General features: G+C 71.9%; 19 protein-coding genes. 5 read left to right on the forward strand and 14 right to left on the reverse strand.

What is annotated here, in order from left to right; all coding sequences use genetic code 11:
- Positions 1–2 precede the first annotated feature (2 nt).
- From OIB37_RS32225 to OIB37_RS32250, 6 genes are all read right to left on the reverse strand, one after another.
- Positions 3–953, reverse strand: coding sequence for an AAA family ATPase (locus OIB37_RS32225; protein WP_330461128.1), 951 nt, complete (start codon positions 951–953; stop codon positions 3–5).
- A complete protein-coding gene (locus tag OIB37_RS32230; RefSeq protein WP_330461129.1) occupies positions 950–3094 on the reverse strand; it encodes a VMAP-C domain-containing protein in 2145 nt (714 codons plus the stop codon). Before OIB37_RS32230 ends, OIB37_RS32225 begins: the two co-directional genes overlap by 4 nt.
- A 3-nt stretch (positions 3095–3097) precedes the next feature.
- Positions 3098–3568, reverse strand: a complete 471-nt coding sequence (locus OIB37_RS32235; RefSeq protein ID WP_443058231.1) for a CU044_2847 family protein — start codon at positions 3566–3568, stop codon at positions 3098–3100.
- Positions 3569–3786: 218 nt separating this feature from the next.
- Positions 3787–6153, reverse strand: coding sequence for an excinuclease ABC subunit UvrA (locus OIB37_RS32240; RefSeq protein ID WP_330461130.1), 2367 nt, complete (start codon positions 6151–6153; stop codon positions 3787–3789).
- Positions 6154–6222: 69 nt separating this feature from the next.
- On the reverse strand, positions 6223–6420 hold the full coding sequence (locus OIB37_RS32245) for an antitoxin (protein WP_330461131.1): 198 nt from the start codon (positions 6418–6420) through the stop codon (positions 6223–6225).
- 37 nt (positions 6421–6457) lie between these two features.
- The gene (locus OIB37_RS32250) at positions 6458–7495 is read right to left on the reverse strand and encodes an LLM class flavin-dependent oxidoreductase (RefSeq protein ID WP_330461132.1); all 1038 of its coding nucleotides are present in this window, start codon (positions 7493–7495) and stop codon (positions 6458–6460) included.
- A gap of 288 nt (positions 7496–7783) precedes the next feature.
- Between OIB37_RS32250 and OIB37_RS32255 the strand changes: the two genes are divergently transcribed.
- From OIB37_RS32255 to OIB37_RS32265, 3 genes are all read left to right on the forward strand, one after another.
- On the forward strand, positions 7784–8239 hold the full coding sequence (locus tag OIB37_RS32255; RefSeq protein WP_330461133.1) for a hypothetical protein: 456 nt from the start codon (positions 7784–7786) through the stop codon (positions 8237–8239).
- A 4-nt stretch (positions 8240–8243) separates the two neighbouring features.
- A complete protein-coding gene (locus tag OIB37_RS32260) occupies positions 8244–10532 on the forward strand; it encodes a hypothetical protein (protein ID WP_330461134.1) in 2289 nt (762 codons plus the stop codon).
- A 61-nt stretch (positions 10533–10593) separates the two neighbouring features.
- Positions 10594–11235 (forward strand): hypothetical protein, encoded by a 642-nt coding sequence (locus OIB37_RS32265; protein ID WP_330461135.1) that lies wholly within the window; start codon positions 10594–10596, stop codon positions 11233–11235.
- Positions 11236–11507: 272 nt separating this feature from the next.
- On the opposite strand, the gene OIB37_RS32270 is transcribed toward OIB37_RS32265, so the two are convergent.
- From OIB37_RS32270 to egtA, 5 genes are all read right to left on the reverse strand, one after another.
- Positions 11508–11723 (reverse strand): dodecin, encoded by a 216-nt coding sequence (locus OIB37_RS32270; RefSeq protein ID WP_330461136.1) that lies wholly within the window; start codon positions 11721–11723, stop codon positions 11508–11510.
- Between the two features lie 144 nt (positions 11724–11867).
- The gene (egtD, locus tag OIB37_RS32275; RefSeq protein WP_330461137.1) at positions 11868–12830 is read right to left on the reverse strand and encodes an L-histidine N(alpha)-methyltransferase; all 963 of its coding nucleotides are present in this window, start codon (positions 12828–12830) and stop codon (positions 11868–11870) included.
- Entirely contained in the window at positions 12827–13693 is an 867-nt protein-coding gene (gene egtC / locus OIB37_RS32280) for an ergothioneine biosynthesis protein EgtC (protein WP_330461138.1), read from the reverse strand. The genes egtD and egtC overlap by 4 nt, the downstream gene beginning before the upstream one ends.
- Positions 13693–15027 (reverse strand): ergothioneine biosynthesis protein EgtB, encoded by a 1335-nt coding sequence (gene egtB / locus OIB37_RS32285; RefSeq protein ID WP_330461139.1) that lies wholly within the window; start codon positions 15025–15027, stop codon positions 13693–13695. Before egtB ends, egtC begins: the two co-directional genes overlap by 1 nt.
- A complete protein-coding gene (gene egtA / locus OIB37_RS32290; RefSeq protein ID WP_330461140.1) occupies positions 15024–16337 on the reverse strand; it encodes an ergothioneine biosynthesis glutamate--cysteine ligase EgtA in 1314 nt (437 codons plus the stop codon). Before egtA ends, egtB begins: the two co-directional genes overlap by 4 nt.
- A 274-nt stretch (positions 16338–16611) precedes the next feature.
- On the opposite strand from egtA, the gene OIB37_RS32295 reads away from it, so the two are divergent.
- Positions 16612–17454 (forward strand): TIGR02452 family protein, encoded by an 843-nt coding sequence (locus OIB37_RS32295; protein ID WP_330461141.1) that lies wholly within the window; start codon positions 16612–16614, stop codon positions 17452–17454.
- A 339-nt stretch (positions 17455–17793) separates the two neighbouring features.
- Here OIB37_RS32295 and OIB37_RS32300 read toward each other — a convergent pair whose 3' ends face one another.
- Complete coding sequence (locus OIB37_RS32300) at positions 17794–18240, reverse strand: type II toxin-antitoxin system PemK/MazF family toxin (RefSeq protein ID WP_330461142.1); 447 nt, start codon at positions 18238–18240, stop codon at positions 17794–17796.
- Positions 18241–18411: 171 nt separating this feature from the next.
- On the opposite strand from OIB37_RS32300, the gene OIB37_RS32305 reads away from it, so the two are divergent.
- Complete coding sequence (locus tag OIB37_RS32305) at positions 18412–19983, forward strand: hypothetical protein (RefSeq protein ID WP_330461143.1); 1572 nt, start codon at positions 18412–18414, stop codon at positions 19981–19983.
- Positions 19984–20098: 115 nt separating this feature from the next.
- On the opposite strand, the gene OIB37_RS32310 is transcribed toward OIB37_RS32305, so the two are convergent.
- Together OIB37_RS32310 and OIB37_RS32315 are read right to left on the reverse strand one after the other, a co-directional pair.
- Positions 20099–21586 (reverse strand): flotillin family protein, encoded by a 1488-nt coding sequence (locus tag OIB37_RS32310; protein WP_330461144.1) that lies wholly within the window; start codon positions 21584–21586, stop codon positions 20099–20101.
- Positions 21587–21719: 133 nt separating this feature from the next.
- On the reverse strand, positions 21720–21938 hold the full coding sequence (locus tag OIB37_RS32315; RefSeq protein ID WP_330461145.1) for a hypothetical protein: 219 nt from the start codon (positions 21936–21938) through the stop codon (positions 21720–21722).
- Positions 21939–21975 lie beyond the last annotated feature (37 nt).

A 21975-nucleotide genomic window follows, 5' to 3' on the forward strand; every position in this document is an offset into this window, starting at 1 on the left:
GGTCACATCGCCCCGGTCAGCTGGTGCAGAACGGCGTCCAGGAGACCGTCCGCGTCCAGGTCGACGCCTCCGGCGCGCAGGAACACGGCGTTGAGGAGCTGGTCGGTGGCCAGCTCGCCCAGGGCGCGCCGGCGCAGGAAGGCGTCGACCAGGTCGTCCGCCTCCCGCAGCGCCTCCTCACCCAGGTGTGCCGCGACGATGGTGCGCAGCCGGTCCTCGTCGGGCACCGGCAGTTCGAGCCGCAGACAGCGGCGCAGGAACGCGGGCGGGAAGTCCCGCTCGCCGTTGCTGGTGATCACCACGACGGGGAACTCCGTGCACTGCACCAGCCCCTGATGCACCCGGACGGTGCCCCGGTGGTCCAGCGTCTGCACCTCCACGTCGGCCATGTCCGCGGGGAGCCGGACCAGCTCACCGATCTCGAAGTAGCCCTCCTCGAAGACGGTGAGCAGGTCGTTGGGCAGGTCCACGTCGCCCTTGTCCATCTCGTCGATCAGCAGACAGCGGGGGGCGGCGGAGGCCACCAGCGCGGTGCCGAGCGCCCCGAGCCGGATGAACGAGCCGATGGACGCCTGCTCCTCGCCGCGGTCCCGGTTGAGCGTGGTCTCCCGCAGCCGGCCGATCGCGTCGTACTTGTACAGCGCGTCCTGCACGGTGGAACGGCTGGTGACGGACCAGCGCAGCAGCTCGCCCAGGCGCAGCTCGTGCGCGATGGCCCGGGCCAGGGACGACTTGCCCGTGCCGGCGGGACCGGTCACCAGCAGCGGACGGCGCAGATGCAGCGCGGCGTTGACGACGTCCGCGTGCCGGGGATCGATCACGTACGGCTGTTCGGGGCGCAGCGCCGGTGCCGGGGTGAAGCGGCGCCAGGGCGGAGCCGGCGGGAGCGTGACGGCCCTGGGCACACCGTCACCTCGGAACAGTTGCCAGTCGGCCTCGGCGGCGGATGTCATGCGCTCTCCTGAGGTTCTGTCAGGTGCAGTCGGGGCACGTCGCGGTCGGCGTCGGCCCAGGCGAGAACGGGCCGGCCGGGGAACTCGGGCGGATTGGCCTTGGCGTTGGCGCGATAGGTGTGCACTCCGTCGGGCAGTTCCGGGGTGGCCACCCGCGCCATGTGCCGCAGGCTCGGCGAGGTGCCGTCCCGGCAGCGGTCCCACATCACCACAGGTATGCCCAGGGCGAGGCAGGTCTGCACGATGCCGTCCCGGGTGCCGGGCGGTACGTCCACGGAGACGCGTACGGTGTCGAGTTGGTTGACAAGCCGGGAGTACAGGGTGTCCCGGTCCATGGGTTCGGAGACGACGAACTCCTTGCCGGAGTCCAGCCGGTTCCATCTGCTGCGCCAGCGCGAGACGAACCGCCCGTTGCGGCGCAGGAGTTCCGGACAGTGCATCACCAGGGGGAACTCCACGCCGAGCACGCCGGGCAGTGATCCGTCCGGATCGCGCGCCGCCCACTCGTCGACCGGCAGGTTCAGACCGCCGCGGTCCACGAGCACCTCCACCAGAGGCGGACGTTCGTCCTCGGGCGAGGGGGTGAGCGAGTCGAGGACACGCAGTACCTCGCGGGCCGCCTCGGCGTCCGAGAAGGATTGGACGCTGTCCGTGGAAACCTGGCGGGGCCCGGCGCCCTCGTCGCACCAGATACGGATCCGGTGCCGGTTCCGGCCTGCCCTCGTCACCTGGACCAGCACGCGTACGCGCAGGGCACGGGCCAGCACCGAACGCCCCCACTCCTGCGCGTCGTAGCGCCGTTCCGCCAGCGCCGACCGCTCGATCCCGAGGCGGCGCGACACCCCGTCCGCCCACATGCGCAAGTACGCCCGTCCGGTGTCGGGGCACAGCGCGCTCAGGTACTCGATCACCCGGAGCAGCGCGGGCACCCGGCGCTCCCCGGCGCCCGCGTGACCGTCCCCCGGCAGCGCCTCCAGGCGGTCGATCAGCGCGTCCAGGGTGTCCGCGCCGGGCAGCGCCGCGAGGTGCGGCAGCGCCGCGCGCACCGCCTCGGGAAACCGGCCGAGGACGGCCGGGTCCATGGCACGCAGCTGGTCGTGCAGCTCGCCGTACTCCGCCGGGGAGAGCAGCCGGGGCACGCGGGAGAGGGCGCCCGCCGCCAGGATGTGCTCGGCCGCCCGCGGGTCGTCGCGGCGCAGAATGCCGGCCAGGGCGGCCAGCGCGCGCGGGTGCGCCAGGAGGAACGCCACGAACTCCTCCGGGGAGGGAGGTACGACGTCGCTGCCGTGCCCCACACCGCAGGCCCGGGCCAGCCGGCGGGCGCAGTCACCCCGGCTGCTCGGTGACGGGAACACGTCCTCGATCGCGTCCAGCAGGAGCCGGAACGCGGGCTCGCCGGTGTCGACCGGAGCGGGCCGTACGCCGTCCAGCACGCCGAGCGGGCGCAGTTCGGCCTCGACGGCCTGCCAGGGGATGGCCCAGCTGCGGCGGATGACGCGCTGCGGGTCGAACTCCACCGGGGCGCCGCTCGCCCGCTCCCGCGGCATGAAGTGCGCGACGACGAGTCCCACCACGGCCTCCTCCCGCGCACACCACAGCGGGCTGCCGCTGTAGCCGGGGCCGACCGCCATACCCGTCGGTGCGCCGTCCACGTAGCCGTGCGAGCCGTGGAGCGCGGTCACGCTGAGCCGGGCGAACGTGGCGGCACGGCCGCTGCCGTGCCAGGCGCCGACCTCCTGCCCGACCGTCATGTGGGCCTGGCGGGGAGCGGCGGGCAGGCCGAAGGCAGGTCCGTCCACGCGCAGGACGGCCAGGTCACCGTGCCACTCGCCGGCCCCGGGGGCCGGTGCCCCGCCGTTCTGCGCGCGCGGCGGAATCCAGTGCGCCACGCGTGCGACGCGGCCCTGCCTGCCCGCCCTTTCGGCGCGCATCTCGACGGGCACCTCGACGACGCCCGGTGCCCTGGACTCGAACGGGGCCCGGCCCAGTGCCGCGTTGACGACGTGCGCGCAGGTCAGCACCGTGTCCGGGGCCAGCAGGAAGCCGGCTCCGGCGGCCTTGCCGTCGCCCGGCAGCCGTACCGACACGACATGGTGGGACGGGTCGTCGGCACCGTTCCCCACGGCTTTGAACCACCCCACGCGTCACCCCGTGGTGGTGGTCGGGCCGGCGCCCGCCGGGGGCTTCCAGCTGGCGGTGACCGTGAGGTGCGCCTGCCCCGCCGCGCCGACGATGCCGAACTTGAGGTCCTGTCCCACCTGAATGCCGAAGGTGACGGTCAGTTCCGTGGGCGGCCGCGGCACGGCGGTGGCGGCGTTGTGGACCTCCTGCAGCAACGGGGCGACGGGCCGGAGCGCGCCGCGCAGGGCATCGCCCGTGAAGTTCGCCACCGCGGTGCCGAAGCTGCCCACGGGCACGGCCGTGCCCAGGCCCTCGGGCAGGTCGTCGTCCGGCGAGGCCGGCGGTGGCGGTGCCTGCGCCGGGCCCGCCGCGGACACGAGCACGAAGCGGACGGGAGTGCCGTCGTCGAGGTCTACGTCGAGATCGAGGCCGAGATCGGGATCGAGGTCGGGGTCGGGAACGGGATCGGCGTCGGGATCGGGTGAGGTGGACACGACCGCATTGTCCGTCAGGGGACACGTGTCCGAGGCGGTGATTGCACAACTCGGTTACCGGATCGATGCACAGGGTGAGGGAAGGCGGGGCGCCCGGAATCGGACGGAACACGCGGCGCCTGAAGTGGGCGTGACGAGCGGCTCCCGGCGCGGGCAGGTCTCGGGCGGGCCCGGCGCGGACAGGTATCAGTCTCAGGCGGGCCCGGCGCGGGCAGGTCTCAGGCAAGCCCCGGCGCGGTCGGCATGGCCTTCGCCAGATAGGGCGCCGTCGCGCTGCCCTCCGCCGCCGCGACGAGCCGCGGCGGACCGGCCGCCACGATACGGCCGCCCCGGTCACCGCCCCCGGGCCCCAGGTCGACCACCCAGTCCGCGTCCGCGACGACCGTCATGTCGTGCTCGACCACGACGACCGTGTTCCCCGCGTCGACGAGCCCGTGCAGCCGGTCCATCAGCACCTCCACGTCGGCCGGGTGCAGGCCGGTCGTCGGCTCGTCCAGAAGGTAGAGGGTGTTCCCGCGCCGGCCGCGCTGCAACTCACTGGCCAGCTTGATCCGCTGGGCCTCGCCGCCGGACAGCTCGGTCGCGGGCTGGCCCAGGCGCAGATAGCCGAGCCCCACGTCCAGCAGCGCGCCCAGGCTCCGGGCGGCGGCCGGGATGTCCGTGAAGAACTCCGCCGCCTCCTCGACCGTCATGTCCAGCACCTCGGCGATGTTCCGTCCCCGGTACGGGACTTGCAGCGTCTCGGGGTTGTAGCGGGCGCCCCCGCAGTCCGGGCAGGGCGCGTACGAGGTCGGCAGGAACAGCAGCTCCACGCTGACGAACCCCTCGCCCTGGCAGGTCTCGCAGCGTCCCCCCGCCACGTTGAAGGAGAACCGCCCGACCCCGTAACCGCGTTCGCGGGCCTCGTCGGTGGCGGCGAACACCTTCCGTACGACGTCGAACAGGCCCGTGTAGGTGGCCAGGTTGGAGCGCGGAGTGCGCCCGATCGGCTTCTGGTCCACCCGGACCAGGCGCTCGACACCCTCCAGCTCCTCCGACAACTCACCGATGAGCGTGGACTTTCCGGAGCCGGACACCCCGGTGACGGCGGTGAACACGCCCAGCGGGAACTCGGCCGTCACCTCGCGCAGATTGTGCCGGGTCACCGGTCCCACCCGCGCCCAGCCGCGCGGCTCACGGAGCGGGCGGGGCGGTTCGGTGGCCCGGTCGAACAGGAAGCGGGCCGTCGCCGAGCCGGGCACGGAGGCCAGGCCGGGCACCGGGCCGCTGTACAGCACCTGCCCGCCGTGCTCGCCCGCGCCGGGACCCACGTCCACCAGCCAGTCCGCTCCGCGCACCACCTCCAGGTGGTGCTCCACCACGAACACCGAGTTGCCGGCGGCCTTGAGCCGCTCCAGCACCGCGATCAGGGCCTCGGTGTCCGCCGGGTGCAGCCCGGCCGACGGCTCGTCCAGGACGTACAGCACGCCGAACAGCCCCGAGCGCAACTGCGTTGCCAGGCGCAGTCGTTGCAGCTCGCCGGCCGAGAGCGTGGGGGCCGTACGGTCCAGGCTGAGGTAGCCGAGGCCGAGTTCGACGACGGGCGCGATCCGCGCGGTGAGGTCCTCGGTGAGCAGCCGTGCCGTCTCGGACGTGGCGTCGCCCCGCGCCGCGTCCCGCAGCCGCTCGACCAGGTCGGTCAGCGGCAGCGCCGCCAGCTCGGCGATGTTGCCGCCCGCGAACGTCACCTCCAGTGCCTCCGGGCGCAGTCTGGTGCCGTGGCACGCCGGACACGGCGCGGTGACCAGGAATCGCTCGGCCTTCGCCCGCAGCGCCGGGCTCTTGGAGTCCGAGAACGTCTTCAGCACATACCGGTCGGCGCTCATGTACGTGCCCTGGTACGACCGCTGCACCTTGTCGGCGTCCCGCACCGGATGCACCGTGACCACCGGCGTCTTGTCCGTGAACAGGATCCACTCCCGCTGCTCGGGATCCAGCTCGCGCCACGGCCGGTCGACGTCGATGCCGAGCGTGTCCAGGATGTCGCGCAGGTTCTTGCCCTGCCACGCGCCGGGCCACGCGGCGATCGCGCCCTCCCGGATCGACAGCGAGGGATCGGGGACCATCAGTTCCTCGGTGGTCCAGTGGACCGTGCCCAGACCGTGGCACTCCTCGCAGGCGCCGATCGGCGTGTTCGGGGAGAAGGCGTCCGAGTACAGCGGTTCGGCGCCCGGCGGGTAGTCACCGGCGCGTGAGAACAGCATGCGCAGATAGTTGGAGAGGCTGGTGACCGTGCCGACGGACGAGCGCGAGCCGGGGTTCGAGCGCCGCTGCTGGAGCGAGACGGCCGGCGGCAGCCCGGTGATCTCGCCGACCTTGGGCGCGCCGACCTGGTGGATCAGCCTGCGCGCGTACGGAGCCACCGACTCGAAGTAGCGCCGCTGCGCCTCGGCGTACACGGTCCCGAACGCCAGCGACGACTTTCCCGAGCCGGACACGCCGGTGAACACGGCCAGCACGTCCCGCGGGATGTCCACGTCGACGCCCTTGAGATTGTGCTCGCGGGCGCCGTGGACGCGGACGTAGTCGTCATGCTGACTGTGCATCGAGGTGACACTCCGTACAGGATCGGCCGGACCGGCGGAAACCCCGACGATGCCAGTCGCCCTGGAGCGCTACGGCTGCGGGGGGTTGTCGCGCGGCGGGCGCGTGCCGAATTCGTCCCGCATCTTGTCCTGAGCGGTGTCGACCTGGGACTGGTACTTGTTGCCGGTCCGCTTGTCGGCGTAGTCGCCGGCCTGGTCGATGCCCTTGTCGGCCATGCCCTCATGACCCTTGAGCATGCCCTTGATCTTGTCCATGAAGGACGACATGACAGCCCTCCTCGTTGTTGAGGCTTCTCTCCCAGGGTCACCGGGGTACGTCCGCTTCGCATCTCGGGCGTCCGTCGCCCGGAGCGAACAGCGACGCGAGCCGCCGGTAGGAGTCGAGCAGCTCAGCACGCCCGTAGGTACTGGTCGTGACCAGCACCTCGTCGGCGCCCGTCTCCTTCAGCACCGACTCCAGCCCGGCGGCGACCTCCTCCTCGGTGCCGGCGAGCTGCCCCGCCAGACCCCGCTCGTACAGATCGCGTTCCTTCGCGGTCATCGCACGGGCCTCGATATCCGCCACGGGGGCCAGCGGCGGGAAGGTGCCGTGCGTCCGCGCGTACGCCATCGCCCAGGCCTCCGGAGCCAGCAGGCGCCGCGCCGCGTCCGGGGTGCCGGCGACCGCGACCGTGCCGGAGACGATGACGTACGGCTCGGCCGCCCAGGGGGAGGGACGGAACAGGGAGCGGTACTGGTCGATGCCGCGCAGCATCCGCTCCCGGTCACGCAGATCACCGATCACCATCGGCAGCCCGGCACCGGCCGCGATCCGCGCGCCCTCGCCCATGGCCAGCACGAACGGCGGCACCCGCAGACCCTCCGCCGGACGGGCCCGCACCCCGGTCGGTGAGGCCCCCTCGAACCAGCCGAGCAGCTCACCGAGCTGCGCCGCGAAGTCCTCGGCGACGTCCTTGTCCCGGCCGAGCGCCCTGCGCACACCGTCGGTGAAGCCCACCGAGCGGCCCAGACCCATGTCGATCCGGCCCGGGAAGAGCGCCTCCAGCACCCCGAACTGCTCGGCGACGACCAGAGGTTGATGGTTGGGCAGCATCACCCCGCCGGTGCCGACCCGGATCGCCCGGGTGGCACCGGCCACCGCGGCGGCGAGCACCGTCGGCGCGGACCCGGCGACCCCGGGTACGCCGTGGTGCTCCGCCACCCAGAACCGGTGGTAACCGAGCGCCTCCGCCTCCCGCGCCAGCGCGACGGTGTCCCGCAACGCCTCGCCGGGCGGACGCCCCGCGCGCGTACGGGAGCGGTCGAGAACGGAGAACCTGGTCCGGGAGATCACTGCACTCACACCGGTTTCAACGCCGTGACGGGCCCGGGATTCCCGAGACGGAGGGAAAGGCTGGCCCGGGATTCCCGAGGCGGAGAGAAAAGGGCCGCAGCCGGAGCCGGCGGCACACCACACGCCTTTGATCTTCATCAGACCTCAGCACGAGATCGGTGGCGACGTTGTGCCGAGTACCCGGTGAGGTGAAGAGTTGCTAGCGTGCGGCAAACGCTCCCGCGAGTCACATCCGGGTCCCGGAGACCGATGGGAGCGGACGGCAGCCGATGGCGGTCACGGGGAGGGGTTCCACTGGTGGCTTGGGACGAATGGGAACAGTTGAAAGGTGACGCCCAGCAGCGCCGGCAAGGCTCACCGCATATGCAGCTCAACCACATTCCGCCCGACCCTGGCGGGACGGTCAACCCTCAGGGAGACCTCCGCGTCAACCAGGCAGACCTCGCTGCGGTCGGCAACGCCGCGTACGAGTTACATCAGGCCTTTCAGCACGACAGCGACCTGGCCCGGATGAACTCGCTCAAGGCTGCTGACGGTTTGAAGGGCGAGGGGTTCGAAATCGGCTCCGCGCTCGACCATGTCGCACAGCATTGGGTGGACCAGGTTCAGACGCTCCTCGATGCCACGGCACACATCTCCAACCACCTCGACTACACCAAGGGCGCGCACGCCGAGGACGAGGCCTACATCGCCGGCACGCTGAGCAGCATCGCCACGCTCGACCAGGGATTCGACGAGCGGAAGGGCAGCTGAGCCGATGGATCTCGACGCACTCCGTCACGGCAACTTTCATCAGCTCGGTGAGTCGATCACCGACTGGCGGAACATGGCGAAGAAGCTCAAGGCCCTCGCCGAGGACGCCGAGAAGAACCTCAAGCGCAAGGCTCACAAGGCCAATTGGGCGGGCGTGAACGCCACTGTGACTCGTGAGTTCATCGACAAGACGGCCGGCGAGTTCTCCGACGCCCACACGCAGGCCGACACCGTCGCAAACATCCTCGGCGACACCCGTGACGAACTCGTCGGCTACCGTGACCAGGTTCAGGCGGCCATCGAGCGGGGCACGAATCAGCATCACCTGACCGTGATGGACACCGGCAGTGGAAGCTTCGTGGTCACGCAGAGCACCCGCCCCGACTGGGCGTCCGATCCCAGCGGTAAGGCCGGCGCGACGGACCAGCGGGTTGTCGACGACCTGCGCGACGAGATCCAGCGCATCCTGGACAAGGCCACCGAAAGCGACTCCACCGCCGCAAAGGCACTGCGCCTCATCGTGGACCAGGCCGCATTCGGTTTCGCGGACGCCGGCTACGAGGACCGGGATTCCGCGGCGAAGACCGTCGCAGACGCCGACAGGCTCGCCAAGATCCTCGCGAAGAACCCGCACGACGTGACGAACACGGAGCTCGCCTCACTCAACGCGACCCTGGCCAAGTACAAGAACGACCCGCTCTTCGCCGAGGAGTTCGCCGAGCAGGCCGGCCCCAAGAAGGTTCTCACCTTCTACGCGGGGATCGCCGACCCCTATCAGGGCGGCTACGACCCCGAACGCGGCAAGCAGGCCAAGCAGCTCCAGAAGAACCTCGGCATCGTCATCGGTGAGGCCACGCTTTCGGACAGCGACAAGATGCAGAGCTGGGAACGTCGGATGATCAAGCTGGGCCCGGGCCAGCTCGGCATCGACGATGCCGGCAATCCGACCGGCTACGCGGTCATGAGCAACCTGATGCGCTTCGGTGACTACGACGACCAGTTCCTCAACGGCTATGGCGACAAGCTCCTTGCCTACGACAAGCAGGTCAACGGCGAGGGCATCAGTCTGTGGGTCAACAACGCCCACCAGAGCAACCTCAACCTCTGGGACTACAAGAACGATCGTGGCTGCGATCCCGTGACCGGCTTCCTGGAGGCGCTGGGCCACAACCCGGACGCCTCGGCACAGTTCTTCGCCCAACCCGACGGCGCGGGTGACAAGGTCGACAAGGCATCTGAGGTCAACGACCACCTGAAGTACCTGACCAAGGAGCGCGTCTGGGCCTCCGACGTGGGGATGGGGGGCAAGCACGACTACGTCGCAGGACGCAACTCGCTCGGTCACGCGCTGGAGGCCGCCACGACCGGGTACGCGTACGACGTCAGCACGGATGCCGTCAAGGCCGGTGGCGACCACCGCACCGGCGCGACCGCCGCAGTGATGGAACAGGTGGCCTATCTATACGGCAGCGAAGACGCCCCCAAGATGTTGCACGGCCAGCCCGAGCTGGCAGACAGCCTGGGCAAGATCGCCGGGGCATACATCGACGACATCGACTACGAATTGTCCGGCATCGGAGACCACAGCAAGGACGCGACCGATTTTCCGGCCCGGTACGCCGGACGCGCGCAGCTCGGGAACCAGGGAGCCATCGACTTCCTGAGCGTCCTCGGCCAGAACGAGGACTCGCACAAGGCTGTGACGGCCGCACAGCACCTCTACACCTTGAGCATGCTGGATGCCCATCCGCCCACCAGCGAAGCCAACATGAACCATGCCCGGGACATCATGGCGGTCGGCGCGGAGGCCCGTGGAATACTGGACAACTCCCGGGTGGAGCAGGCGGAAACCACCTACAAAGCGGACTCCGAGGACGCCAACAAGGCGCTGGGCCGTTCGGCCGACTGGAAGAAACTGGTGGCGGGAGCTGTCATCGCGGGCGGTGTCGCCGCCGTCCCGCTGCCGGGTTCGACGGCCGCCGCACTCGTGATCGCCCCTCTCGCCGCGGACACGCTCACGGACGCCGCCAACACGTTGGTCGGACACGAGATCGACAAGGCCACGGACGCAGCGGAAGCCGACCCGATCGGCCAGTCGCAGATGACCAGCCGGGAGTTCTATGGCAGGGGGGTCGACGACCTCGGAACGACCTACGACGCCTATTTCAAGGGCCACCCGAGGGCGAGAGGGACGGCTGACGACCAGCAGTGGATCGAAGAAACGAAGAGCAGCTATCTGGGTACGGGCTCGCATGAGAACGACTACCGAGGTCGACCTCCGTACAAGGACTGAGCGAGGACACACAATGCGTCGACTCTCGGCATGTGGCGTACGTGCGCGAGCCCTCTGTTGCGTGGCGGTGGCCGTTCTTGTGGGCGGTTGCAGCGACGACTCCGGCAAGGGGGACGGTCGCGAGCCGAACGCGAACATGGCGGCCAGCAAGGTCTGTGAGGGAACACTCGATCATTCGGCTGCCGCGGCGCTGCAACACCTGTCCGGCGTGGATCGGTTCGATGAACTCACCGGGACCAATGAGGCCGGTGAGTCCAACACGTTCTCCTTGAGCGGAGCGGTCGGGCATCTGCACGACGAGTACCTCGAGCGAAGCGCGTGCCGGGTGTACAAGAGCGGTGACGGGAGTGGAGAACCACTGCTCGAGGTCCGGTTCTCGGCCTCCGTCAACCATCCCCCGAGTCCCGAAGCCGGCGGCGACAGGGTCAGTTATCTCCTGGGTGTGTACGCGTTGGCCGGTCCCACGGGAGCCGATCTCTTCTTCCGCTGTCCGACCAAGCCGACGCGCGATGGCGCGGTCGTCGGCGACACGGACTACGTGAAGGCGGAGATGGCGGCGCCGGCCGGCCGGATGAGGGGGGACAGCGTGGACAGAGACCGGATGGTGATCCTCAACTCGATGGCGAGAAGCGTCGCCGAAGCCGCGGGTTGCGCGTCCACCGCCGCGCTGCCGGCGCAGGTGCCGGAGGGCAAGGACAGCTGAACCGCCGACGCCCCAGGCGGTCGACGAGAAGCCGAACCACCTGTGCGACGGCCTTGACCGGACACCGAACCGGTTCGGACCGCTGCCTGAGCCCGGCGGTCTTCTCCGCTGCCACCGCTCGTGCGGGGCCTGCCCGAGGCCGCGTCCACATGCGGGGCAACGCCCACCGCAGGCCCGCCCGGTTCACCGGACTGGAGATCCTGTGCCGCTCGCCCGCGACGGGGAGGGCCGGACCTGCGGGCGGGAGCGGGGCAGGCGGTGTCCGTCGTCAGTCAGGCGGAGTCCTCCAGGCGGAAGCCCACCTTCATGCACACCTGGTAGTGCTCGATCCGCCCGTTCTCGATCTGGCCGCGGACCTGCGTCACCTCGAACCAGTCCAGGTTGCGCAGGGTCTGGTCCGCGCGGGTGACGCCGTTGCGGATGGCCTGGTCGATGCCCTCGTGCGAGGTGCCGACGATCTCGGTGACCCGGTAGGTGTTGTTCGTCATGCGAGTGCTCCTCTCCGCCGCGGGACCGCGGCGGCGTGCCTCATGGCCTCATGTCCCTCGTGACCGGTATGTCACGCCGTATTCCACCGTGCCGCATCACCGTCCGGCGCGCGAGGCGTCGCCGCCGTCCGCGCGCCCGGCCCCTCAGCGGGCCACGCTCAGCGACAGCGCGAAGCGGCCCTTGGCATCCGTCCACCAGTGGGTCAGCTCCAGGTCGGCCTTCGCCAGTTCCGCGGCGACGCCCTGCTCGCGGAACTTCGCCGACACCTCGGTACGCAGGTCCTCGCCCGCCGCGAAGTGCACGGCGAGGTCCAGCGCGGGCACCTTGACCGTCTGTGCCACGCGTGAGCGCAGCCGCATCTCGATCCACTCCCGCTCCGCGTCCCACAGCGCCACGTGGTCGAAGGCGTCGAGGTCGAAGTCGGCGCCCAGCTCGCGGTTGACGACGGCCAGGACGTTCTTGTCGAAGGCGGCGGTCACCCCCAGCATGTCGTTGTACGCGAGGACCAGGACCCGCTCGTCCTTCACCAGGTCCGTGCCGAGCAGCAGGCTGTCGCCCGGCGAGAGCAGGGAGCGCACGGAGGAGAGGAAGTCGGCCCGTTCGGCGGGCAGCAGGTTGCCGATCGTGCCGCCGAGGAAGGCCACCATGCGCGGCCCGGGTGTCTCGGGCAGCGCGAGCGGGGCGGTGAAGTCCGCGATCAGCGCGTGCACTTCGAGGCCGGGCCGCTCCTCGATGAGCGCGTGGCCGGCCTGGACGAGGGCGCTCTCGCTGACGTCGACCGGGACGTAGGCCTGAAGCGAGGTGAGCGCGTCGATGAGATAGCGGGTCTTCTCCGAGGAACCGGAGCCGAGTTCGACCAGGGTCCGGGCACCGCTCGCGGCGGCGATCTCGTCGGAGCGCGCGGCGAGGATCTCGCGTTCGGCCCGGGTCGGGTAGTACTCGGGCAACCGCGTGATCTTCTCGAACAGCTCGCTGCCCCGGGCGTCGTAGAACCACTTGGGCGGCAGCCATTTGGGGGTGGCGGTGAGGCCGGCGAGGACGTCGGCGCGCAGCGCGGCGTCCGTCGCGTCCTCGGCGAGGGTGCGGGTGACGTGCAGGGGGCTCACGTACAGGACTCCTTCGGGAGGGCGGAGGCGGGCTCCCCGGCCACCGGGGCCGGTGTGCCCAGTGAGGCTGGAGCGGCCGCGGTGGTGGCTGTGGGGGTGGGTGCGGCCGTAGTGGCGCCCGGCGCGGCCGGAGCCAGGCGCACGCCGGTGCGGTCGGCGGTGAGGACGGTGCGGTCGGGGACCTCCTGCCACAGGGGATCGTCGTCGTACGGCTCCGACGCGACGACCACGTCCCGGCCGGGCTCCGCGCGGTACCAGAGGCTGTCGCCCCAGGCGGTCGCGGTGATGGTGGCGCCGTCGGTCAGCAGCAGGTTGAGACGGGCTTCCGGAGCCGCCTCGGCGATCTGCCGCACCGTCGTGCACAGCGCCCGGTCCGGCGCGTCCCCGGCGCGCAGCCGGTGCAGGACCAGGGCCCAGACGAACGCCGAGTCGGTGCGCGCCTGGAGCGAGAGCAGGTCGGCCGGGGGCAGCGCGGGCACCAGCGGGGCCGCGGAGTCCGGCCAGCCCGGGACCGCCCCGTTGTGGCTGAACAGCCACCGCCCGGAGGCGAAGGGCGCCGCGGCGGCCTCGCCGTCCGCGCCCGCCAGCGTCGCGTCGCGCACGGCGGCCAGGACGGCGCCGGAGCGTACGACGCGGGCCAGGTCGGCGAAGGACAGGTCCGCCCAGATCGGCCCGGCCCGCCGGTAGCGGGCCGGCACCGGATCGTCCGCGGCGTACCAGCCCACCCCGAAACCGTCGGCGTTGACCGTCCCGTACCGCTGCCGTCGCGGGGCCCACGACTGCCGGAGCAGGCTGTGCGGGGGCTCCGTCAGCAGCCGGCCGAGCGGCTCCTCGGGGCCGAGATAGGCCAGGTGGCGGCACATCAGGCGGTCTCCGGGCGGGCGGTGCGGAACCCGGAGAAGATCTGCCGGCGGACCGGGTAGTCCCAGTTGCGGAACGTGCCCCGGCAGGCCACCGGGTCGACCGCGAACGAACCGCCGCGCAGCACCTTGTACTCGGGGCCGAAGAACACCTGCGAGTACTCCTTGTACGGGAACGCCGTGAACCCCGGGTACGGCGTGAGGTCACTCGCCGTCCACTCCCACACGTCGCCGATCAACTGCCGCACACCGAGCGGGGATTCACCGGCCGGGTAGCTCCCGGCGGGGGCCGGCCCGAGGTGTCGCTGACCCAGGTTGGCGTGCTCGGGGGAGGGGTCGGCGTCGCCCCACGGGTAGCGCCGCGAGCGGCCGGTCGCCGGGTCGTGCCGGGCGGCCTTCTCCCACTCCGCCTCGGTGGGCAGCCGGCGCCCGGCCCAGCGGGCGTAGGCGTCCGCCTCGTACCAGCACACGTGCAGCACCGGCTCGTCGGGCGGTACGGCCTCGGTGACGCCGAAGCGGCGCCTGAGCCACTGGCCGCCGCCGTCCCGGTGCCAGAACAGCGGGGCCGTGAGGGAGTGCTTCTGTACGTGCGCCCAGCCCTCCGGCGTCCACCAGCGCTCGGTGTCGTAGCCGCCGTCCTCGATGAACGCCAGGTAGGCCGCGTTCGTCACCGGGGCCGTGTCGATCCAGAAGGGCGCCACCTCCCGGGAGTGCGCCGGGCGTTCGTTGTCCAGCGCCCACGGCTCCGTGGAGGTGCCCATGGTGAACGGGCCACCGGGGACGAGGACTTCGGCCGGTCCGGTGAAGGCGGGGGCCGGGCCGGGGTCGGGCGCGGTCAGGACCGGTGGCCCCGTGCGCAGCTGATGGGTGATCAGCATCGTCTCGTCGTGCTGCTGTTCGTGCTGCGCGATCATCCCGAACGCGAAACCCGCCTCGGTCAGCCGGGTGCCGTGGAAGTCCGCGGTCTCCAGCAGGTCCAGGGCCCGCTTGCGCACCTCGGCCGCGTAATGGCGGGCTTCCCCGGGCGGCAGCAGCGGTAGCGAGGGGCGTTCGGATCTCGGGTGCTCGAAGGCGTCGTACAGGCCGTCGATCTCCGGCCGCATCGCCTCCAGGCCGCCGACCGCCCGCAGCAGCCACAGCTCTTCCTGGTTGCCGATGTGCGCGAGGTCCCAGACCAGCGGTGACATCAGCGGGGAGTGCTGGGCGGTGAGGTCGGGGTCCTCGACGCAGCTGGTCAGCAGCGTGGTCCGGGCGCGGGCGGTGGTGAGCGAGGCGAGCGCGCGGTCGCGCAGCGCCTCGGCGCCGGCCACGGGCGTGCCGGTCTCCGGGGCGGTCATGTGCGGATGTCCTTCCTCCCGTGGGCACGGTGGTCCGTGCGGCGCAGGCGGTCCAGCAGGTCGTCGGCGGGGCAGCGGCCCTGGATGACGTACCGGCCCAGGTACGCGGCCACGGCGTCGGTGACCGCGCGGGTGGCGCCGAGCCGGGGCAGCGCCTGGAGCGCCGCCGAGAAACAGGTGACGGCGGCGTCGCGCAGCTCGGGGTCGGTGAGACCGTCCCGGGCCGCGTCGGCCCACAGCGGGTTGTGCGGGGCGGGCAGGTTCAGCGCGCGCTCCGCCAGGGGCTTCACGGCCCGGTGGGCCGTCTCGGCGGCCTCGGCGTCGTCGAACAGTGCCGCCGTCACCGCGAGCGGGACGATCCAGCCGTCGTCGCCGGGTTGTGCGTCGATCATCCTCAGCTCCAGATGGCCACGCGGCCTGACCGGCGGGAACAGTGTGGTCAGGTGGTAGTCGAGGTCCGCCCGGGTGGGCGGCCGGGGGGAGTGCGAGCGGGTCCACTCGCGGAAGGTCAGCTCTTCGGGGACCTCCCACGGGCCGTCGTCCCCGCGGACGCACATGACGGGTGAGTCCAGGACGTGCCGCGCCCAGCCGGCCCGCGGGTCGCCGTCCGGCGGTGGCGCACCGGCGCGGCCCGCGCCGATCTCCATCCACACCAGCTGCCGGGTGGACCGCCAGCCCGTGGGCCGCCGCCCGACCACGGGGGAGTTGGCGAACGCGGCCACCAGAACCGCGCCCAGCTGGTGCGCCAGCCACCAGCGCTCCTCGTGCCCCAGCGGGCCCGGCTCCTCGTACCCGGCGTCCAGGCACACCTGGACGGAGGCCGAGGCGCACATCATGTGCCGGCCGGCCGTGCCCGTGCGGTCCAGGCACGCCTCCATGGCGTCATAGCGAGGTTCGTGAAGGAAACGGCGGGGTGCGTGCCAGGGGTCATGTCCCACGCCGACCAGTCCCAGGTCGTCCTCGGCGAGGACGGCGCGGACGGTGTCCAGGTCGGCGGAGACGAGGTCCACGCACTCCATCAGGGAGGCGGCGGGGGGCGAGCTGAGCTCCAGCTGCCCGCCGGGTTCGACGGTGAGCGCCGAGTGCAGCGGCACCGTCCGCAGGGCGGTGTAGGCCGCTGCGAGTCGTTCGGGTGTCACGGGGAGCTGCGGCAGCCGCAGCTCGTGGACGAGCCATTCCACCTCGACCCCGAGCGTGCGGGGCGGGCCGGTCTTGAAGCAGATTCCCCGTACGAGGGCTTCCACCTCGGCCTCGGTGACGGCGGTACGACTTTCCGTACATTCACCGCCATCGCTCAATGAGTTGGACATGTCGGGATCCTCCTGAGATTCCACCATGTCGCCGTCCCGGCTTTCGGTGGGCCGGGCAGGCACTCGTCCCACCCAAGACCCTCGCACCGAATCGCACAAGGGCGCCCATCGGGACGTTCGGGATCGGTCATCACCGCTTCCTCGCGCGTTTCCGCCCGCTTCGGGCCAGGGAAACTCCGTTGCATCGCCTCACCAGCATCACTCAGGATGCGTGCGTGAGCACGACGGGGAAGAACACGAGGTCCGCGCTCATGGCGCCCACGGGGGTGGCGCCATGAGCGCGCGGCTGCGCGGGATCGCGGCGGAGACCGAGGCGATCGTGGCGGCGGGGGGCTACCGCGCGCCGGACGGCGCGGAGGTGTCCCTGACGGCGGAGGTCGAGGCCGCCAGGGCGGCGACAAGGATGTACGGCCCCGAACCGGTCCTGGTGCCGGCGGGGGCGCCCGGAGCGCCTGAGACCGGCACGTTCTTCGAGGTCACCGGCGAGAGCAGCCTGGAGGCCGCCCGCCGACTGGCCGCCGGCGCACCGGTGGCCGTCCTCAACTTCTCCTCGGCCCGGAACCCGGGCGGCGGCTACCTGAACGGCGCCCAGGCCCAGGAAGAGGCCCTCTGCCGCGCCTCGGCGCTGTACACCTGTCTGCTCCAGGCCCGCGCCTTCTACGACCACCACCGCGCGCACCGTGACCCGCTCTACTCCGACCGGGTGATCCACAGCCCGGCCGTGCCGGTGTTCCGCGACGACCGGGGCCGGCTGCTGGCGCGGCCGTACGCGGCGGGCTTCCTCACGGCGGCCGCCCCCAACGCCGGCGTGGTGCGCCGTACGGCACCGGAACGCGCCGGTGACCTCCCGGCCGCCCTCGCCGCACGTGCAGAGCGGGTCCTGGAGACCGCCGCCCTCCACGGCTACCGGCACCTGGTGCTCGGCGCCTGGGGCTGCGGCGTCTTCCAGAACGATCCGGCCCAGGTCGCGGGGGCGTTCCGCGACCTGCTCGGCCCGGGTGGCCGGTTCTCGCAGACGTTCGCACACGTGGTGTTCGGCGTCCTGGACCGCACACGGGGTGCCGTGGTGCGTGAGGCTTTCGCCGTGGCGTTCCCGGAGGGGCAGCCGGTCCGCTAGGTCGGACGGGAGCGGTCCACGTGCCGCGGGGCCGAGTGGCGGCGCGGCGCTCCGCCGGGGGTACGGCATCGCGCTTCGCCCGGGGTACGCCGGTGCGCTGCGCCCGGGACCTCAGGCCCGGCCCCGGCCCTGTACGGGCGTTGGTGCCGGTCGCCGGTCGCTGGTTGCCAGCTGCCGGCTGCCGGCTGTCGGCCGTCGAGCCGGGGCCTGAGGTGCGGTCGCCGCGAGGGGGCGTCCGCCGCCGAGCCGGGGCCCGAGGCACTGCAAGGCGCGGGCGTCAGCCGCCGAGTCGGGGCCCGAGGCGCTGCCGGTGCGGGCGTCCGCCGTCGGGCCGGTGTCTCAGGTCCAGCCGTAGCGCTCGTGGAGCCGGTGGCGGACCAGATTGAACCGCATCCGGTCCAGCGCGCACGCCTCCCGGCGCATGCCGTCCTCGTGCAGCCGCAGCACACGCTCCACGGCCACCCACGAGTCGCGCCCCGAGCGGTCCCACGGCCCGCTGCCGATCGCCACCCACTCCCGGTCGCTGTCGTGCCGCTTGCTGGACAGCTGCACGGCGAGGAAGGTCCCGGCCGCCTCCCGGGCGACGACCAGCACCGGCCTGTCCTTGCCCCGGCCGTCGTTCTCCTCGAACGGCACCCAGGTCCAGACGATCTCCCCCGGATCCGGGTCGCCGTCATGGGCGGGGGAGTACTCGGTACGGACCCGGCCGACCTCGCGCGGTTCGGCCTCGGTGGTGGCGTGGGGGCCGGAACGGCCCGGAACGTTCTCATCGGTGTACGTGCTCACGACACGCACCCTAATGACTCCCTCCCAGGTTGCAACCGGCGCCCCACGCACTGGGGTTGTGCCGGGCGGATGCCGATGTGCGCTGCGTGTGAAGGATGTTGGGATCTGCCGCGTAGGCTCGCCACGCAGGAGGCCCCGGGGGGCCGGATGACACACGGGGGAGTCCAGGGCATGCCCACGCCTGAACAGATCTGGCAGGAAGCCGACTTGGCCACACGCCGGCTCGCCGGCATCGCGCTCAACCCGGCGGTGACCCAGGATGTCCTGCTACGGCTGCTCGCCGACGCGCCTCTGGCCGTACGGATGGTGCTGTGCCGGGACCGTGAAGTGCCCGAGGCCGTCGTCGACGCCGTGATCGAGCACCCCGACCCGCGTACGCGCGGCTTCTTCGCCAGCAATCCGCACGTCGACCCCGCCCGGCGGGCCCGACTGGTGGACGATCCGGACTGGATCGTGCGGGCCAACCTCGCCGAGGGCCCCCGCACGGAGTTCCCGGCGCGGCCCGGCCCACTGCCCGACGCCACGGTCGTCCACATGATCAGCACGTACGACAACGAACTCCTGCAGTCTCTCTACCGGCAGATCTCCCCCGGGCTGTGGCGGGCGATGCCCACGCACCCGGTCGCGGAAGTGCGCCGCTGGGGGGTCATGCAGTGGAACCGGTTGTCACCGGACACAAGGGCGGCCCTGCTCGCGGACCCTGACGGCGGAGTCCGGGAGGCGGCCCTGCGGCACGCGCGCTACGAGGACCCGGCCTGGGTGGAAAGCGCCCTGCCCCCGCGACCGTGCCATGCCCGCACCGACATGCTGCTCCACCGGGCGCTGAGCAGAGCCGTCGTGGACGGCGTCCTCACCGCTCCGGCCGGCAAGGACGACAAGGCGATGATCGCCGGCAATCCCAGCCTCCCGGCCGAGGTGGTGGTCCTGCTCGCCGCCGATCCGGACCCGGAGGTGCGCGGAGCGGTCGCGCGCCGCGCGGACCTGCGGACCGCCGAGCGCCGCGCACTCGTGACCGATCCGGACCCGGACGTGCGCGGGGCGGTCGCCCGCCGCGCGGATCTGGGACCCGGCGAGCGCTCGACCCTCGCGAGGGACCCCGAGCGGGCGGTGCGGCTGGCCGTCTCCGTGCACCCCGCGCTCAGCGAGGAGGAACGGGCCGCGATCGACTACGACGTCCCCCTCGACTGCCGTTTCGGCGCTTACCCCGCCCCCGCGACACCCCGCGACCCCGAAACCGTCCGCCGTGCCGCCCTCTCCGGACACCCGATGCTGCGCCGCGAGGCCGCCGAGGACCACGCGCTGCCGCCGGACCTCGTGGCCCGGCTGGCCGAGGACGACGACCTCGGCGTACGCGTGCTGCTGGCCCAGAACCACCCCGACGCCCCGCCGGCCCTCCTCCTGCGCGGCTTCCTGGAGTACACCGGCCCCGAACGCGCCCACCTGATCACCCGGCCGAACTTCCCGACCGCCGGCCTCGCCACGCTCGCCGGCCACGAGGATCCGCAGGTCCGCGCCCTGGCCGCGCGGGACCCGCAGGCCGCGGCGGCGACCGTGGAGCGGCTCACCCGGGACCCCGACCCGAACGTGCGCGCAGCCCTGGCCCGCCACCCGAACCTCCCGCGGCCCAGGCTCGCGGAACTCCTCGGCGACGACGAACTGGCTCACGCCGCCGCCGCGAACCCGGCGCTGGACCCGGCCACGATCGACCGCCTCCTCACGACGAACGGCCGGGGTCCCTGGTGAGGGATCCCCGGCCGCCCGGCCGGACCACTGCGGGCTAGGGTCTTTCTTCCGGATCAGGCCGGCTCCGGTCTGCGGCGCCTTCTGGGCGACCCCGGCAAGATCCGGAAGAGAGGCCCTAAGCCTCCTGTTCCAACGGAATCTTCTGCGACGCGGGCGCCACGGCCCCGTTGGCCGCGGGCGAAGTGCCGTTCTGCGCCGGACCGTTCTGGTTCATCGACGACAGGAGCTGTCGCGCGAGGCCCAGTCCCGTGCCGCCCATGGTGAGCGCCTTGGCGAACATCTCGGCCATGCCGTCGGCACCGTTGAGCAGCACCATGTTGTCCACATTGCCGAAGGCGGACGCGCCGGCCTGGACGATCTCCGGCCAGTTCTCGGCGAGTTGCTGCGCGACGACCGCCTCCTGGTTCTCGGCGAGGGCGGCGGCACGGGCCTTGATGGCCTCCGCCTCCGCGAGACCCTGGGCCCTGGTCGCCTCGGCCTCCGCGAGACCCTTCGCCTGGGCGGCGGCGGCCTCGGCCTCACCGGTGGCCCGGGTGGCGGCGGCGGTGGCCGTACCCCGGGTCTTGGTGGCCTCCGCCTCGGCGCCCGCGGCCGTCTTGACCCGCGTGGCCTCGGCGGCGGCCGCCAGTTCCGTCTCCTTCGCCTTGGCCTGGGCCGCCGAGATCCGCACGTCACGCTCGGCCTCGGCCAGCGTCCGCTTCTCGTAGGCCTTGGCGTCGGCCGGCTTGCGGACGTCCGCCTGGAGCTGCTGCTCCCTGCGGTGCGCCTCCAGCTCCGCGACCCTCGTCTCCTGCACCACGACCTCCTGCCGGGCGGCCGCGTCGGCGAGCGGGCCGGCCTGGCGCGAGCTCGCCGCCGCCTTGTCCCGCTCGGCCTGGTAGCCGGCCTGGAGGATCTCGCTGTCCCGGGTGGCCTCCGCCATCCGGGCGTACGACTGCTGCTCGGCCTCGGTGGCGAGACGGTTCGCCTCCGCCTGGGCGATCCGCGCGTCCCGCTGCACGGCGGCAGCGTGCGGCATCGCCAGGTTCTGGATGTAGCCGGTCGGGTCCTCGATCTCGTGGATCTGCAGCGAGTCGACGATCAGGCCGAGCTTCTCCATCTCCGTACCGCAGGCCGCCCGGGTCTGCCCGGTCAGCTTCTCCCGGTCGCGGATCATGTCCTCGACCGTCAACCCGCCCACGATGGAACGGAGATGACCGGCGAAGACGTTGTGCACCCGCTCCGACATCATGCGCTGCTGGTCCAGGAAACGGCGGCCCGCGTTGGCGATCGACACGAAGTCGTCGCCCACCTTGAAGATGACCACACCCCGCACCTTCAGCGGAATGCCCTGGTGGGTCACGCAGTCCACCGACAACTCGGTCTCGTTCAGGTCGAGTGAGAGCTTGCGCACCGCCTGCACGCCCGGCAGCACCAGCGTGCCGCGGCCCGTGACGATACGGAAGCCCATGCCCTCCTCAAGGCCCTCGGTACGGTGCTTGGACCCCGAGATGATGAGTGCCTCGTTCGGCTCGGCGACCCGCCACATCATCTTGAACAGACCGATCAGAATGAGGACGGCAACGACGACCGCCCCCGCAACGACGCCGACAACCATCGGCATACGCCCCCTTTGGATGGTGCCCTTTCGGCACCGAACGAAGGGAGTGTGCGCCTTCGCAAGCCCCCGGTGAAGACGCTGACGAATCCTTGTTGCAATCTTGATGCCCAACGCCGCCACCTGGGGCGGAGCATGCTCAACTGTCGTATGCGGCGGTGACGTAGACGGTTCTGGGCGGCAGGTACTCCACCACCATCACCACGGTGCCCGGCGTGATCCGGGCCGTCCCCACGGCCGCGTAGGCGAGGAAGTGCTCAGCGCCGCCGCGCACCCGGACGATCACCTCGCCGACCAGCCCGGGCCCGATCGTCCCCGTCACCCGTCCCATGAGCCCGACCATCGACGCATCGTCCATGGCCACAGGGTACGGCGGGAACGAGCCCACGCCGAAG

The sequence above is a fragment of the Streptomyces sp. NBC_00820 genome (assembly GCF_036347055.1).
Taxonomy (GTDB): Bacteria; Actinomycetota; Actinomycetes; order Streptomycetales; family Streptomycetaceae; genus Streptomyces.

Bases quoted from the DNA above. Each gene is read 5' to 3' on its own strand.
- OIB37_RS32225 (WP_330461128.1), bottom strand. From the start codon at position 953: ATGACATCCGCCGCCGAGGCCGACTGGCAACTGTTCCGAGGTGACGGT.
- OIB37_RS32240 (WP_330461130.1), bottom strand. From the start codon at position 6,153: ATGCACAGTCAGCATGACGACTACGTCCGCGTCCACGGCGCCCGCGAG.
- OIB37_RS32245 (WP_330461131.1), bottom strand. From the start codon at position 6,420: ATGTCGTCCTTCATGGACAAGATCAAGGGCATGCTCAAGGGTCATGAG.
- OIB37_RS32260 (WP_330461134.1), top strand. From the start codon at position 8,244: ATGGATCTCGACGCACTCCGTCACGGCAACTTTCATCAGCTCGGTGAG.
- OIB37_RS32270 (WP_330461136.1), bottom strand. From the start codon at position 11,723: ATGACGAACAACACCTACCGGGTCACCGAGATCGTCGGCACCTCGCAC.
- egtC (WP_330461138.1), bottom strand. From the start codon at position 13,693: ATGTGCCGCCACCTGGCCTATCTCGGCCCCGAGGAGCCGCTCGGCCGG.
- egtB (WP_330461139.1), bottom strand. From the start codon at position 15,027: ATGACCGCCCCGGAGACCGGCACGCCCGTGGCCGGCGCCGAGGCGCTG.
- egtA (WP_330461140.1), bottom strand. From the start codon at position 16,337: ATGTCCAACTCATTGAGCGATGGCGGTGAATGTACGGAAAGTCGTACC.
- OIB37_RS32295 (WP_330461141.1), top strand. From the start codon at position 16,612: ATGAGCGCGCGGCTGCGCGGGATCGCGGCGGAGACCGAGGCGATCGTG.
- OIB37_RS32305 (WP_330461143.1), top strand. From the start codon at position 18,412: ATGCCCACGCCTGAACAGATCTGGCAGGAAGCCGACTTGGCCACACGC.
- OIB37_RS32310 (WP_330461144.1), bottom strand. From the start codon at position 21,586: ATGCCGATGGTTGTCGGCGTCGTTGCGGGGGCGGTCGTCGTTGCCGTC.
- OIB37_RS32315 (WP_330461145.1), bottom strand. From the start codon at position 21,938: ATGGACGATGCGTCGATGGTCGGGCTCATGGGACGGGTGACGGGGACG.